The organism is Pseudarthrobacter sulfonivorans, assembly GCF_014712225.1.
Lineage (GTDB): Bacteria > Actinomycetota > Actinomycetes > Actinomycetales > Micrococcaceae > Arthrobacter > Arthrobacter sulfonivorans.
Map to the genome: position 1 here is coordinate 53,519 of NZ_JACXBW010000004.1, position 14,889 is coordinate 68,407.

The window sequence follows — 14,889 nt, forward strand, 5'->3', positions numbered from 1 at the left end:
GACAGGGCGCGGCAGCAGTGGTGCACACTACGTCAACAGTATCCGCCGCGCGGTCCGGCCACGCTACACAACGAACGCTCGGCACCGCACGGCCAACGGCGGCTACACACCGGACCCGGAGCTCGTTGCCCTGCCCCTCCCCACTTTCCACCAGCTGATCAGGAAGGCCGCTCACTCCCCGCCCGCGGAGGCCTGCCCCCGCGGCGTCGCGAGGGAACGGCTGGCTCATCCTCGTCTACCACCGGATCTCGACTCCCGAGTCGATCGGCTCCCACGAGGACACCCTCGCGGCGGACCAGAGCAGCTTCATCAGCGCCGTCCTCGCCGCCCACGTGCAGATCATCGAAGAAAGCGGCATCGAAGTCCGGCCGGCCGGGCAGGCGTTCGAGCTTCTGCAGAGCCTGCGATCACAACACGGCGGTGCAACCAGGCGCTGTCACCCATCCGAACAGAACGGAAGTACTCATGACCAGAACCAGATCCGGCTTGCCGCGGGGGCGCGCCAAGCTCGTGACCGTTGGGTTGGCCGTGGCGGCACTGTCCGCCGCACTGCTGACGCCCGGAGCGGCGAACGCGGCGATGGACAACCCAGCACCCCAGCCGCTCGTGTCCTTCACCTTCGATGACGGCATGGCCAGCGCCATCAACCAGGCGGCGCCGGTACTGAAGAAGTACGGGCTGACCGGCACCAGCTACGTGATCACGAACTGCGTCGGCATGACCGCCACGCCGAACACCTGCCGCGCCGGCACCGATGTCCCGTACATGACGTGGGCCCAGATCACGCAGCTGCAGAACACCTACGGCTGGGAGATCGGGTCCCATACCGTTGACCATCAGTGCCTGGTGAGCATCGGCGGCGACTGCCAGGCCACCAAGCTGACACCAGCGCAGGTGGATGCCGAGCTGGCTGACAGCAAGGCCGCGCTGGTAACCAACGGCTTCAACCCGACAGCGTTCGCCGCGCCGTACGGCGACTACGACATGTCGACGGTCGCCCAGGTGGCCAAGTACTACACCTCCATGCGCGGCTTCGCCGACGTTGGCAACAACCCTTGGCCGCTCGGCGACCTCCTGCTGCACAACACGCCCGCCGTGGAGGTGACCACCCCGGTCGCCGCCCTGAAGGCGAAGGTCGACGAGGCGATCCTGAACAAGACCTGGGCCGTGTTCACCTTCCACGACATCATGCCGAATCCGAGCCAGACGCCGGACGACTACCAGTACGGCACCGCCGAACTTGAACAGCTCGCGGCCTACGTAAAGACGAAGGTCGACGCCGGCCAGATCAAGAACGTCAACGTCAGCAAGGGCCTCGTGACGGGTACCCCCAACCTGATGCCTAATCCGACGTTCAACAACGGACTCGGGGACGGCTGGAGCACTGATGCTCCGGCGACCATCACGGCCGATGCGGGCACCAACGGCAGCTTCCCGGACGCGACCAATTCCGTCAAGTTCGTCTCAGGTGCGACCGAGTCGCACCTGTTCTCACCGAAGGTTCCCGTGACACCGGCGACGACCTACCTGTTCAAGGCCTTCCTCAACGTGGCGGCGATCACGACCGGCTACGTGGGGTTCTACGTCGACGAGTACAACGCCGCCGGAGCCTGGATCTCCGGGAAGACCTATAAGACCGAGAACGCAAGGTGGGTGGAGTCGATGAACTTCGCCTACACACCCAGCTCCGCCACTGTGGCCTCGGCGAGCCTGCAGATCATTGTGAACGGCACCGGCATCACCGCCTACGTGGACAACGTGCAGATGCTGGCGCCGGGGTACATGCCGCCTGCGGTCTCGCCGTTCGCGGATGTGTCCACCGGCCAGCAGTTCTACAAGGAGATGTCCTGGCTCAAATTCAAGGAAATCTCCACTGGCTGGACTGAGGCCAACGGCACCGTGACCTACCGTCCCCTGCAGTCCATCAACAGGGATGCCATGGCGGCGTTCCTGTACCGGGCAGCGGGCCAGCCGGCCTTTACTCCACCGGCGGTTTCCCCGTTCGCGGATGTGTCCACGGGCCAGCAGTTCTACAAGGAAATGGCCTGGCTTAAAGCCCAGGAAATCTCCACTGGCTGGACGGAGCCGAACGGCACGGTGACTTACCGTCCGCTGCAGGCCATCAGCAGGGATGCCATGGCGGCGTTCCTGTACCGGGCAGCGGGTAAACCGGCCTTCGCAGCACCGGCGGCCTCACCGTTCGCTGATGTGTCCACCGGCCAGCAGTTCTACCTGGAAATGGCGTGGCTTGCAAAGGCAGGCATCTCCACCGGCTGGACGGAAACCAATGGCACGGTGACCTACCGCCCATACGAGGCCATCAACCGCGACGCGATGGCAGCGTTCCTCTACCGGATGTACAACCCGACCGACAGCTAAAGCTCTCCTAGGATCACTAACAAAAAGCAGGTCCCGGAACATCCGGGGCCTGCTTTTTGCCGCCCCTAGAATGCTGGACGGAATGTCTCTTCCTTCCTTCGGCGGGCCAACGTGGCTGTCTGATGCACCGCGAGGGGAGGCGTTTTTCCTCAGCAAGCGTAGAAACGCGTGCCGGGAGGGCGGCGGGGCAGGAGTAGGCTGGGATGACCCGGGATTCGAAGTGAATTTCGGGCTTTCGTGTTGCCTGCGCTCCCCTTGAACCCACAGGCCTTGAACACCACAGGAGTTTCTGCCATGAGTCCGAGCGCCTCCCGCACCGGTACCTCCCATCCCGGCCCGTCGCTTGCCGGACTCCGCCGGGCGCTGGCCGAGGACCGGACCTTCGCCAGGGTCAAGGCCGAGGCAGAACGGGGGTTCGAGGTCCGCGGCCAGGATTACCAGATAAGCGCACCGGCAGGACTCCGGGCTGCCCTGCTCGCGGAAATGGCCGACGGCCTGGCGGCCGCCGACGCCGCTGAAGGAACGCCCGACGGCGGGATCCCCGCGATGGTGCTGGCCGTCACCGCCACCGGACGTGAAGCCGAAGACCTGACCGCCGCGCTCCGCGCCTACCTGCCGGCCGATTCCGTGGCCGAGTTCCCCAGCTGGGAAACCCTGCCGCACGAGCGGCTTTCGCCGCGCTCGGACACCGTGGGCCGGCGGCTGTCTGTCCTGCGCCGGCTGGCGCACCCGGAAAGTTCGACGGCGGCCCCTCTCCGGGTGGTTGTGGCTCCCGTCCGGGCCGTGGTCCAGCCGATCGTGGCCGGGTTGGGGGAACTGGTCCCGGTCACCCTGAAGGTGGGCCAGGACATCCCTTTCACCGACGTTGTGCGCCGGCTGGCCGATGCCGCCTATGCGCGCGTGGACATGGTCACGCACCGCGGCGAGTTTGCCGTCCGCGGCGGCATCATCGACGTTTTTCCGCCCACCGAGGACCATCCCATCCGGGTGGAGTTCTTCGGCGACGAGGTGGACCAGATGCGCTGGTTCGCCGTCGCTGACCAGCGCTCGCTCTCAGCCCCCGGCATCCACCACCCCACTGAACTGCACGCCCCGCCGTGCCGGGAAATCCTGATCACGCCCTCGGTCATGTCCCGTGCAGCCACCCTGAAGACCCAGCTCCCGGCGGCCGCGGACATGCTGGAAAAGATTGCCGGCGGCATCGCCGTGGAAGGCATGGAGTCCCTGGCGCCGGTGCTGGTGGACGCCATGGTTCCCTTCGTCGAGCAGCTGCCTGCCGGATCGATCTCCGTGGTCATCGAACCGGAAAAGGTCCGCACCCGCGCGCACGATCTGGCCGCCACCAACGAGGAGTTCCTGGAAGCGGCCTGGTCCACCGCGTCGGACGGCGGTACTGCGCCGCTGGACCTCAGCTCGCAGGCTTCAGCCGCGCTGCACTCGGCCAGCTTCCGCTCGCTCGCCGAAACCCGCAGCTCCTCGCTTGAGCACGCTGTGTCTTGGTGGTCCATCACGTCGCTGGCCACCGACGAGGAGCTGCTGCCCGAGATCGACGTCCTGAACCTGCACGCCCGGGAACCCCGCGGCTACCAGGGTGACGTGGCCGAAATGATGGAATTTATTGGCTCGCACGTGCGGGACCAGTGGCGGATTGTGGTGGTCACGGAAGGGCCCGGTCCGGCGCAACGCCTGGCGGAACTGTTCCACGACGCCGATATTCCGTGTGCCCGGGTGGACACCCTGGACACGGAACCGCAGGCGGGCATCATCGAGGTGACCACAGCCGCCGTCGGACGCGGTTTTGTCCTGGACAGCCTCAAACTGGGTCTGCTCACCGAAGCCGATCTGCTCGGACGGACTTCAGCAGGTTCCACCAAGGACATGCGGCGCATGCCCTCCAAGCGGCGGAACGCCGTGGACCCGCTGCAGCTGGTCAACGGCGACCACGTGGTGCACGAACAGCACGGCATCGGCCGGTTCATCGAACTTATCCAGCGCAAGGTTGCGGGTGGCGGCGACGGCGTCCGCGAGTACCTGGTCCTGGAATACGCCCCGTCCAAGCGCGGCGCCCCGGGGGACAGGCTCTTTGTCCCCACGGACCAGCTGGACCAGGTGACCCGGTACGTGGGTGGCGATACCCCGGTGCTCAGCAAGATGGGCGGCTCGGACTGGGCCAGCACCAAGTCCAAGGCACGCAAGGCGGTCAAGGAGATCGCCGGCGAACTCATCCGGCTCTACTCCGCGCGGATGGCCTCCCGCGGCCACGCCTTCGGTCCGGACACGCCATGGCAGCGTGAGCTGGAGGAAGCTTTCCCCTACGTGGAAACGCCGGACCAGCTGACCACCATCAATGAGGTCAAAGCGGACATGGAGCGCGAGATCCCCATGGACCGCCTCGTGTCAGGCGACGTGGGCTACGGCAAAACGGAGATCGCCGTACGCGCCGCGTTCAAGGCCGTCCAGGACGGCAAGCAGGTGGCGGTCCTGGTGCCTACCACCCTGCTCGCCCAGCAGCACTATGAGACGTTCACCGAGCGTTTCTCGGGATTCCCGCTGCGCGTCAAGGCACTGTCGCGCTTCCAGGGCGCCAAGGAATCCAAGGAAACCGTGGAGGGCGTCAAGACCGGTTCCGTGGACGTGGTCATCGGCACACACCGGCTGCTGTCCAAGGACTTCGCGTTCAAGGACCTGGGCCTGGTGATAGTGGACGAGGAGCAGCGCTTCGGTGTGGAGCACAAGGAGGCGCTGAAGAAGATGCGGACCAACGTGGACGTTCTGGCCATGAGTGCCACTCCGATTCCCCGCACGCTGGAGATGTCCCTGACCGGCATCCGCGAAACGTCCACGCTTGCCACACCGCCGGAGGAACGCCACCCCGTGCTGACCTACGTGGGGCCGTACACGGACAAGCAGACCTCGGCCGCCATCCGGCGTGAGCTGATGCGCGAAGGCCAGGTGTTCCTGGTGCACAACCGTGTGTCCACCATCGAACGGACCGCGGCGAAGGTCCGTGAACTGGTTCCGGAGGCCCGGGTTGAGGTGGCGCACGGGCAGATGTCCGAGAGCCGGCTGGAGCAGATCATCGTGGATTTCTGGGAGAAGCGCTTTGACGTGCTGGTGTGCACCACCATCATCGAAACCGGCCTCGACATCTCAAATGCCAACACGCTGATCGTGGACGGCGCGGACAAGTACGGGCTCTCCCAGCTGCACCAGCTCCGCGGACGCGTGGGCCGTGGCCGCGAACGCGCCTACGCCTACTTCCTTTACCCGTCGGAGAAGCCGCTGGGCGAGGTGGCGCTGGAACGCCTCAAGGCCGTGGCCACACACAACGAACTTGGTGCCGGCATGCAGCTGGCCATGAAGGACCTCGAAATCCGCGGCGCGGGCAACCTGCTCGGCGGCGAGCAGTCCGGCCACATCCAGGGTGTGGGCTTTGACCTGTACATCCGGCTGGTAGGCGAGGCCGTGGCCGACTACCGCGGCGACGCCGAGGAAAAGGCCGCCGAGATGAAGATCGAACTGCCGGTGAACGCCCACCTGCCGCACGACTATGTGCCGGGGGAGCGCCTGCGACTGGAGGCCTACCGAAAGCTTGCTTCCGCGCTGACCACCGAGGCCATCGAGGAGGTCCTGGCCGAGCTGGTGGACCGTTACGGGGAACCGCCGCTGCCGGCCCAGAACCTGATCGCCGTGGCCCGCTTCCGCGTGGGTGCCCGCGAAGCCGGCCTGTCCGACGTCGCGCTGCAGGGGAACTTCATCAAGTTCTCGCCGGCACAACTGCCGGAGTCCAAGCTCATGCGGCTGACGCGGATGTACCCGGGCTCCCAGTCCAAGCCTGCGCTGGACGCGGTGCTGATACCGAAGCCCAAGACCGCCAGGATTGGCGGCCGGGACCTACAGGACGCCGAAATCCTGGAATGGGCCAACGGGGTCATCCGCAACATCTTCTCCGACGCACCGCTGGCGGTGAGCTGACCGTTGATGGGAGGACATCACGCCGCGTCGGGAGCCGCGGCGTGGGTAGCTATTGCCTCGACCGGTCCCTACACCCTGGGCTGGTATCCGCTGGATGCCACCGGCATCCTGATCGGCGGCATGGCGACGGCGGGTACAGCCCTGGTGTGCGACTGGGACCACCGCCACAGCACCGTGGCCAACTCGCTGCCGCCGCTGTCCAACGTCATTGCCCGGGGGATCGAGAACGCCAGCGGCGGGCACCGGCAGGGCACCCATTCCATCCTGGGGGCGGCCTTCTTTGTGGTGCTCGCCATGATGGCCGGGCAGATCCAGCTGCAGACCGACTGGGGCCTGCTGTCCATCGGTGCCGGCCTGCTGTGCATGTTCATGATCAACATTGCGGCCAAGGCGCTGAAGCTCTTCCCCAAGTCGGGTTTCATCAGCAACTGGATCTTCGCCCTGGCCATGGCCGGCCTGGTGACGTGGTTTGCCCCGCACCAGTGGACCTGGCTGCCGGTGTCCATGATGACCGGTGTTGTGGTCCACATTGTGGGGGACATGATCACCACCGGGGGCGTGCCGCTGCTCTGGCCGATCGTCATCAAGCCGCCCCGGTTCCTGCGCAAACTCCCGGTGCTCAACGACGTCTGGAAAGCGAATGGGGCGTTTTCGCTGCCGCTGCTGGGCCGGGCAGGGTCGCGGCGGGAGTGGCTGGTGCTGATCCCCGTGAGCGCCTACGCCATGGTGGGGATGTGCGTTGCCGCCTGGGCGGTGGCCCGGCAGCACGGACCGGAAGTCCTCACCGCGGTCTTCAACGTTATCCGCCCTTAAACAAACCAACGCGGGGTCAGATAATGCCCGATAAATCCTTGAGGACGGGCATTAGATGACCCCGCGTTGCGGTGAAGAGCGGTTGTTACTTCTCGCCGGCTGAATCGGAGCGGCCCGTGATGGTCTGCGGGATCCAGTACGCCAGGAAAAAGAGGCCAAGGCAGACGGCCATCGGCCACGGGTTGTCCAGCGTGAGGAATGAAAGCGAGTAGACGGCGCCCAGGAACAGGATGATCATGACGACAAACAGGCCGATGCTCGTTGCAAGGTTGTTTTCGTTCTCGGGGGTCTGCACCTTGGCACTGCCTGACGCTGTGGTCTTGCTGGACATTCGTTCCTCCTCGGCCCCGCGGGGCTCAATCTGTGGCGGCTCCGGGGGCGTCAGTATCCGGCTGAACCCTGTTCACCCTTGACGATCGCAATACCGGAGCTGGCACCTATACGTGTTGCACCTGCAGCAATCATAGCCTGAGCGTCAGCCAGGGAACGTACCCCGCCGGAGGCCTTGACGCCCAGCTCAGGACCGACAGTCCGGCGCATCAGGGCGATGTCTTCCGCCGTGGCGCCCCCGCCGTTGAAGCCTGTGGAGGTCTTGACGAAGTCCGCCCCCGCCTCAACTGCCGCCTGGCAGGCAAGGACCTTTTGGTCGTCGGAGAGGAACACCGTCTCGATGATGACCTTCAAAATGGCCCCGCTCGCGTGGACGGCTTCAGCGACGGCGGAAATGTCATCCACCAGGGTCCCCTTGTCCCCGGCCCGCGCGGCCGCGATGTTGATGACCATGTCGATTTCATCGGCGCCGTCCAGCACGGCACCGCGTGCTTCGAAGGCCTTCACATCGCTTGGGGTAGCACCCAGGGGAAAACCGATCACGGAGCAAGTCAGCACTCCGGACCCCTTCAGGGCGGTCTTGACCGTCTTGACCCAAAGGGGATTCACGCAGACAGACTTGAAGTGGTATTCGGCTGCCTCGGCGCACACTTTGAGGATCTCAGCCTCGCTGGCTTCAGGCTTGAGCAGGGTGTGGTCAATGTAGGACGCGATGTTGCCCGGGGTTGAGTCCGTACCGGCTCCGCGCTGGTCAGCAGAAATGGCTTCGTTGCTCATGATGGTCCTTTCCTCGTGGCCTTGGGGGCCGCTGGAGCCACGGAGTGCAGGGCTCTTTTGGAAACCATCTTGCCACAGCAGGAACCGCGATAAGCCGGAGGGTCAGGCGGCGGTCTGGAGAACCGCACCAGCCGGCGACGCGGTCATCAGCTGGGCGGCACAGGCACCCGCCGCAGAAGCCGCGGCGACCAGCAGTCCCAGCCGGACGCCGTCGAACGTTGCGGCGTCACCGAGTGCCCAGATCCCGGGCACCGAGGTGCGGAAATCCTGGGTGATGGCGATGCCGCCGCCGGGCGCTGTCCGCAGCCCGGCGCCGGCGGCGAGCCCGTCGAGGGAAACCCGTTCCTCGGCCAGGACCACGATGTCGCCATTCATGGTGCTGCCGTCCGGAAAGACGATCCCGGCGGACTGCAGCCCCGGGCCGGGCGTCCGGGGTGTCACCGCGGCGGGCCGCATGGTGGTACGGACGGGCCGGACGCCGCGGGAGCGGAGCACCGCCTCCGCCTGTCCGGCCGCGGCACCTGTGCCCACCAGAATTCCCAGCGGCCGCCTGCCCAGTTCCGCGCTGAGGTCCTTGACGGCGGACCCAATGCGGGCGGCGTCATCAATGGTGGAGTAGCTCAGGCAGTGGTCCGAACCCTCCACGGGGGCCTGCTCCGGTGCTGAACCTGTGGCGATCACCAGATGGTCGTAGCCGAATTCCATGCCGTCTGCCGTGGTCACTGTCCGGGTTCCCGGCTCGATGAAGCTGGCGGGCTGGCCGCACCGGAGCGAGACCTGGGGGAGCGTGGCGAGTTCCAGGAGTTCCGCGGAGACGTCATCCCGGTTGCTGAGGACGGTGATCGTGCCGGTGAACCGGGCCCGGTCCAACTGGCTGACGAGCGCCTGGGCGGCGGGCCCTGCGCCTGCGATGACAATGCGGGTAGCAGTGGGGGTGGACGTGGAGGGTGCCGGAGCGGACATGTGCTGGCCCTTTCGCTGGCGGCCGCTGAACGGCCGGAACTTCGTGATGATGCCAGCGTAGGCGCCCCGTTTTACCGGCGTGTTTCCCCGTCATTGCAGGTTGAACGGGGTGCGTTCGCCAATGTTTACCCGCCGGTAATGCCCTGGGTCACACCCGGATCCGGTAGCCCCGCTTGACCACTGTCTCCACCAGACGGCCGTCCGGCAGCGAGGAGCGGAGTCGGCTGACGGTCATGTCCAGGGCGTGGACCGAGCCCCTCAGCTCGAGCAGGTCCGAGAGCGCTTCCCGGGACAGTACCGCCCCGCCGGCCCCCAGCAGGGCGCGCAGCAGCAGCAGCGGTGCCGGGGCCAGCTCGACAGGCTGCCCGTCCACCCGCAGGCTGCGCCCGCGCAACTCGATGTTGCCGGAGCCGGTGTCCAGGCGCCGGACATGGTTCAGGGCGAGGTGCTCGCACACCAGCCGGATGAGGGCACCCATCCGGAACCGCTCGGGAATGAGCGGGGTGACGCCGGCGTCAAGGAGCGGCTGGGCCGTCACGGGGCCAACCACAGCGGTGGTGACGTTGGTCTTGAGGCTGTGGATCAGCTCCTTGTAGACGCCCATTTCGTGCGCGGTGCTCCACATGGCGTCAACGGCGGGCGCGCTCGTAAAGGTGAGCACATCAAGGTTCCCGCTGCACGCTGCCTCGATGAGGCGGGGAAGCCGGTCTTCGCCGTCGGGCTTCACCCAGCGGTAAGGGGTCACGGTCAGGACGGTGGCACCGGACATGCGCAGCCGTTCCAGCTGCCGGACGTCCGTGTAGCCGTGGAGCTGCACGGCCACGGTCTTGCCCCGCACCCCTTCGGTGAGCAGCATGTCCACCAGCGTGGCGGTGGTTTCGTCGCTGCTGATGCCGACGTCGGCGAGACCGGCCGCGCGGACGGCACCCCGGGCTTTGGGGCCGCGGACGAACATCCGGCACGCGCCGAGCGTCTCCAGCAGTTCCTCCCCGATCCCGAACGAATCGGCCGCCTCGCACCAGCGGCGCATGCCATACGCTGTGGTGGCGATGCAGAGGTCCGGGCGGGCCGCGATGATGGCCTTGGTGTCCTCGATGAGGCGGATGTCCTCCTGCACGGGCGCGATTTTCAGCGCCGGGGCATGCAGCACTTCCGCGCCGCGGCGTTCCAGGGCCTCGATGAGGTCCCGGGAGCGCCGGTGCGACGTGACGCCGATACGGAAACCCTCCAGCGGGGAGCTTCCGGCGTCCGATGCTTCGTCTACCTCAGGTTCTGCCGGTGCCAGTGCGTTCATGGGGGTCAATCCTTTCACGAACCCAGCAGCGAGGCCGCCAGCCTGTCGAGGTCGGCGGCAGCCTCAGCGTGCCCGCGGTTGGCTTCGGCCACCCGGACCACCTCGCCGATGACCAGCACGGCGGGGTTGCTGCAGCCGGCGGCGGCGGAGGTGATGGTACCCAGGTCAGCGATGGTGGTGCGCTGGCCGGGACGGTAGCCGCGTTCGACGACGGCCATGGGCATGTCGGGACGCATGCCTGCCTTGCGGAGCCCGGCGGCGAGCTGGTGCAGGGTGCCGATGCCCATCAGGACCACGATGGTGCCGCCCAGGCCGGCCAGGTGCATGTGTTCCTTTTCGGTGAGCGGCGCGTGGCCGGAGACCACGGTGAACATGTGGCTGACCTCGCGGTGCGTCACCGGGATGCCGGCGGCTGCCGGCACTGAGATCGCACTGGTGACACCCGAGATGACGCGGACGGGGACGCCTGCCGCGACGCAGGAGGCAACTTCCTCGCCGCCGCGGCCGAAGACGTAGGGATCGCCGCCTTTCAGCCGGACCACGTTGTTGCCCTCCAGGGCGGAAGCCACCATCAGCTTTTCGATGTCGGCCTGGCTCACCTTGTGGTGGCCGGGCTTCTTGCCCACGTCCACCAGCTCGGCCGAGGTCAGGATTGGCAGGTCCTGGCACGGCGCCAGCCGGTCGTAGAACACCACATCGGCATCGCGAAGGGCGTTGACGGCGGCGACAGTCAGCAGCTCGGTGGTGCCGGGGCCGCCACCCACGAGGGTGACCTGGCCAACAGGCCCCGCGGCCGGTTCGGCCGCTACCGGGATTCCCGCTGCGCGGCACCGGCCGAGCAGGGCCTCCCAGCCCGGCTGGCCGTCGTCGACGGCGGCGACCAGGAAGGGCCGCTCGGGAACCGGGCCGTCATGCGCGGCACCCTGCGGGGTGCTGAGGCGGTAGACGACCGCGCCCGCGGCTTCGTAGCGGCGGACCGCCTGGCGGGCGGCGTGGTCGGAGCCGGTGACCAGGACTTCACGGCCGGTCAGATCAATGCTGAGCTGCATGGCTATACCTCGTTCTCGTCGCGGGGCCGCATGGGGATGGAGGCGCCGATCAGGACCTTGCCCTTCTCCTCCGGGGTCGCCGGCCGCATCTGGCCGCGCTCGTCGGAGACGAAGGTGATGGAATCGTCCTTCTGGTCCGGGGCGTTGACGAAGGAACGGAACCGGCGCAGGCGCTCGGGATCCTTCAGGGTGTCGGCCCACTCGTCCACGTAGGTGTCAACGTGCTTGGCCATGGCCGCTTCGAGTTCCTCGGCGATGCCCAGGGTGTCCTTGACCACCACATCCTCGACGTGCTTGATGCCGCCGTCGAGCTCTTCCTGCCAGCGTGCGGTGCGCTGCAGGCGGTCGGCGGTGCGGATGTAGTACATGAAGTAACGGTCGATGTACTTGATCAGCGTCTCGTCGTCCAGGTCCTTGGCGAGCAGCTGGGCGTGGGCCGGGGTGGCGCCGCCGTTGCCGCCGACGTACAGGTTCCAGCCGTCGGCGGTGGCGATGACGCCCACGTCCTTGCCGCGGGCTTCGGCGCATTCACGGGCACAGCCGGAGACGCCCATCTTGAGCTTGTGCGGGCTGCGGAGGCCGCGGTAGCGCAGCTCGAGCGCGATGGCCATGGCCACCGAGTCCTGCACGCCGAACCGGCACCAGGTTGAACCCACGCACGACTTCACCGTCCGCAGGCTCTTGCCGTACGCCTGGCCGGATTCGAAGCCGGCGTCCACCAGTTCCTTCCAGATTTCCGGGAGCTCCTCCAGGCGGGCGCCGAACATGTCGATGCGCTGGCCGCCGGTGATCTTGGTATACAGGTTGTACTTTTCGGCCACGGCGGCGATGACGCCGAGCTTCTTCGGGGTGATTTCACCGCCGGCGATGCGGGGGACCACCGAGTAGGTGCCGTCCTTCTGCATGTTGGCGAGGGCGCGGTCGTTGGTGTCCTGCAGGGTGCCGCGGCCGGCGTCCAGGACGTAGGCGCTGTTCTGGCTGGCCAGGATGTTGGCGATGGTCGGCTTGCAGATGTCGCAGCCGGCCCCGGTGCCGTACTTGGCCATGATCTCCTCGAAGGAGGTCAGCTCCAGGACGCGGATGGCGTCGAAGAGTTCCTGGCGGGAGAGCTCGATGTGCTCGCAAAGGGCCTTGGAGACCTCGACGCCGGACTTGGTGAGTTCGGTTTCGAGCAGTTTCTTGAGCATCGGCACGCAGGAACCGCAGGAGGTTCCGGCGCGGGTGCAGCCCTTGAGTTCGCCGAGTTCCTGGACCGGGGCATTGCCGTCGCAGGCACCGCAGCCGTTGACGGTGTCGCGGATGGTTCCGGCGGAGACGTTGTTGCAGGAGCACAGGATGGCGTCGTCCGGCAGTTCAGTTTCCGGCGCGTCGCCGCCGCCGGCTGCCGTGAGGTACGCGCCGGGCTCGGCGCTCAGCTCGCGGCCCAGGAGCGGGCGCAGGCTGGTGTAAGGCGTTGCGTCGCCCACGAAGATGCCGCCCAGGAGGGTCTTGGCGTCGTCGGTGGTGACGATCTTCTGGTAGACGCCGCGGGCGGGGTCGGCGTAGACGATTTCGAGCGAGTGCTCGGTCTTGGCGAAGCCGTCACCGAAGCTGGCCACGTCCACACCGGAGAGCTTGAGCTTGGTTGCGGTGTCGAAGCCGGGGAAGGTGGCCTCGCCGCCGTGGAGGCGGTCGGCCACGATCTCTGCCATGGTGTTGGCGGGGGCAACCAGGCCCAGGCACATGCCCTCGAAGTTGGCCACTTCACCGATGGCCCAGATGCCCTCCACCTCGGTGGCGCAGTAGTCGTTGATGACCACACCGCCACGCTGGCCCAGGCTGAAAAGCTGTTCGTCGCCCTCGGCGGCGCGGAAGAGTTCGTCGCGGGGCCGGACGCCGATGGCCACGATCACCATGTCTGCGTCGATGATGCGGCCGTCGGCCATGAGGACACCCGTGACCTGGCCCTCGTCGTCGGACAGGACCTCCGAGGGGAAGACGCCGCCGTGGACTTCAAAGCCCTTGGCCTTGATGAGCCGGCCCATGGCCTGGCCAGCTCCTTCGTCCAGCTGCGTGGCCATCAGCCACTTCGAACCGTCGATCACGATGGGCGTGGCGCCGAGCTGTTCCGTGCCGGCGGCCGATTCGAGACCCAGGAGGCCGCCACCGATGGTGACGGCGTTGACCTTGCGGCCAAGCTTTTCCGTGAGCTCGGTGATGGCCTTGTTAATGGCCCACACGTCTTCAAGGGTGCGGTAGACGTGAGTGAGCTCGTTGCCGGGGATGGGCAGGCGGGCGGCATTCGAGCCGGTGGCGACCACCAGGTGGTCGTATTCGACGGTGCTGCCTGCAGCGGTTTCCACCGTCTTGGCTTCGGGATTGATCTTCACGACGCGCTCGCCGGTCTTCAGTTCCAGCGAAGCGTGGTCCCACATGGAAGCCGATCCCAGTGTCAGGTCCACGCCGGTGTCCGTGAGGGCCTTGGAGAGTGCCACGCGGTCATAGGGCAGGTGGGCTTCCTCGGTGAGGACCGTGACATGCCAGCCTTCGAGGCCACGGGAATGCATGGCATCGGCGAAGCGGTGGGCAGCGGGGCCGCCACCGGCGACGACGATGCGGCGCGGGTTCTCTGTGCTTGAAGTCTGTTCGGTCACTGTGGGCCTTTCGCATGGGCCGCAGACGGTGTTCTGCGACCTTCTCTGACGAGGTGTCCACTCAGACTACGGAGACGCAGTTTCGCTTCAGTTTCCCAATTGTTTCGTGGGCTTAACTTCTGCATCACGAACGCGTTTCCGACCGGGTGAGGTCTCTTTTACCCGCCGGACACATTCACAGCACGCCGTTGAAACACCCGGTGCCTACGTTATTAGTACGGCCACGAAGGTCATGACGGTCACACAAGAGTGGCCCAACAATCAGACAGACAAGTACGGGGAGTTGAACCGGATATGACGGCAACACTGGAATTAGGGGCACTCGCCGCCGACACCTCGGAGATCGCCGGTGGCTGGCACCGGGTTTGCGCTGTGGCGGAGCTCGAGCTCGCCTGGGGCGAGGCAGCACTCATCGCCGGCCGCCAGGTGGCCCTCTTCCGGACCGGCCCCAGTGAGGTTTTTGCTGTGGCGCACGAGGACCCGGCGACCGGTGCCCACGTGATGGCCCGCGGCATCCTGGGCTCCCGCGGCACCAGGCCAACCATCGCCTCGCCGCTGCACAAAGAGGTTTACGATCTGGAAACCGGTGAATGCTTCGGTACCGCGGCAGTGCGCCTGGAAACGTTCCGCACCCGCATTTCCGACGGCTTCATCGAAGTCGAGGTCTAGCAGGCAC

General features: G+C 66.6%; 10 protein-coding genes. 4 read left to right on the plus strand and 6 right to left on the minus strand.

The window, feature by feature from the left end; genetic code table 11:
* Positions 1 to 465 precede the first annotated feature (465 nt).
* The 3 genes from IAQ70_RS06600 (at position 466) to IAQ70_RS06610 (ending at position 7,167) form a co-directional block, all read left to right on the plus strand.
* On the plus strand, positions 466 to 2,379 hold the full coding sequence (locus IAQ70_RS06600; protein ID WP_190988521.1) for a polysaccharide deacetylase family protein: 1,914 nt from the start codon (positions 466 to 468) through the stop codon (positions 2,377 to 2,379).
* A 294-nt stretch (positions 2,380 to 2,673) separates the two neighbouring features.
* Complete coding sequence (gene mfd / locus IAQ70_RS06605; protein ID WP_190988522.1) at positions 2,674 to 6,354, plus strand: transcription-repair coupling factor; 3,681 nt, start codon at positions 2,674 to 2,676, stop codon at positions 6,352 to 6,354.
* A gap of 6 nt (positions 6,355 to 6,360) precedes the next feature.
* The gene (locus IAQ70_RS06610) at positions 6,361 to 7,167 is read left to right on the plus strand and encodes a metal-dependent hydrolase (RefSeq protein ID WP_190988523.1); all 807 of its coding nucleotides are present in this window, start codon (positions 6,361 to 6,363) and stop codon (positions 7,165 to 7,167) included.
* An 85-nt stretch (positions 7,168 to 7,252) separates the two neighbouring features.
* Here IAQ70_RS06610 and IAQ70_RS06615 read toward each other — a convergent pair whose 3' ends face one another.
* The 6 genes from IAQ70_RS06615 to nirB form a co-directional block, all read right to left on the minus strand.
* Positions 7,253 to 7,498 (minus strand): hypothetical protein, encoded by a 246-nt coding sequence (locus tag IAQ70_RS06615; protein WP_190988524.1) that lies wholly within the window; start codon positions 7,496 to 7,498, stop codon positions 7,253 to 7,255.
* 50 nt (positions 7,499 to 7,548) lie between these two features.
* On the minus strand, positions 7,549 to 8,274 hold the full coding sequence (gene deoC, locus IAQ70_RS06620; protein WP_190988525.1) for a deoxyribose-phosphate aldolase: 726 nt from the start codon (positions 8,272 to 8,274) through the stop codon (positions 7,549 to 7,551).
* A 102-nt stretch (positions 8,275 to 8,376) separates the two neighbouring features.
* On the minus strand, positions 8,377 to 9,237 hold the full coding sequence (locus IAQ70_RS06625) for an FAD-dependent oxidoreductase (protein ID WP_190988526.1): 861 nt from the start codon (positions 9,235 to 9,237) through the stop codon (positions 8,377 to 8,379).
* A gap of 148 nt (positions 9,238 to 9,385) precedes the next feature.
* Positions 9,386 to 10,531 carry a uroporphyrinogen-III synthase gene (locus IAQ70_RS06630; RefSeq protein ID WP_190988527.1) on the minus strand — a complete coding sequence of 382 codons (1,146 nt, stop codon included), beginning with the start codon at positions 10,529 to 10,531 and terminating at the stop codon, positions 9,386 to 9,388.
* 14 nt (positions 10,532 to 10,545) lie between these two features.
* Positions 10,546 to 11,580: a uroporphyrinogen-III C-methyltransferase gene (cobA, locus tag IAQ70_RS06635; protein ID WP_190988528.1), complete on the minus strand. Its 1,035-nt coding sequence runs from the start codon at positions 11,578 to 11,580 to the stop codon at positions 10,546 to 10,548.
* Positions 11,581 to 11,582: 2 nt separating this feature from the next.
* A complete protein-coding gene (gene nirB / locus IAQ70_RS06640; protein ID WP_190988529.1) occupies positions 11,583 to 14,213 on the minus strand; it encodes a nitrite reductase large subunit NirB in 2,631 nt (876 codons plus the stop codon).
* 294 nt (positions 14,214 to 14,507) lie between these two features.
* Here nirB and nirD point away from each other — a divergent pair, with 294 nt between their 5' ends.
* Positions 14,508 to 14,882 (plus strand): nitrite reductase small subunit NirD, encoded by a 375-nt coding sequence (gene nirD / locus IAQ70_RS06645; protein ID WP_190988530.1) that lies wholly within the window; start codon positions 14,508 to 14,510, stop codon positions 14,880 to 14,882.
* Positions 14,883 to 14,889 lie beyond the last annotated feature (7 nt).

Bases quoted from the DNA above. Each gene is read 5' to 3' on its own strand.
- deoC (WP_190988525.1), bottom strand. From the start codon at position 8,274: ATGAGCAACGAAGCCATTTCTGCTGACCAGCGCGGAGCCGGTACGGAC.
- mfd (WP_190988522.1), top strand. From the start codon at position 2,674: ATGAGTCCGAGCGCCTCCCGCACCGGTACCTCCCATCCCGGCCCGTCG.
- IAQ70_RS06615 (WP_190988524.1), bottom strand. From the start codon at position 7,498: ATGTCCAGCAAGACCACAGCGTCAGGCAGTGCCAAGGTGCAGACCCCC.
- cobA (WP_190988528.1), bottom strand. From the start codon at position 11,580: ATGCAGCTCAGCATTGATCTGACCGGCCGTGAAGTCCTGGTCACCGGC.
- nirD (WP_190988530.1), top strand. From the start codon at position 14,508: ATGACGGCAACACTGGAATTAGGGGCACTCGCCGCCGACACCTCGGAG.
- IAQ70_RS06625 (WP_190988526.1), bottom strand. From the start codon at position 9,237: ATGTCCGCTCCGGCACCCTCCACGTCCACCCCCACTGCTACCCGCATT.
- IAQ70_RS06630 (WP_190988527.1), bottom strand. From the start codon at position 10,531: ATGAACGCACTGGCACCGGCAGAACCTGAGGTAGACGAAGCATCGGAC.
- IAQ70_RS06600 (WP_190988521.1), top strand. From the start codon at position 466: ATGACCAGAACCAGATCCGGCTTGCCGCGGGGGCGCGCCAAGCTCGTG.
- IAQ70_RS06610 (WP_190988523.1), top strand. From the start codon at position 6,361: ATGGGAGGACATCACGCCGCGTCGGGAGCCGCGGCGTGGGTAGCTATT.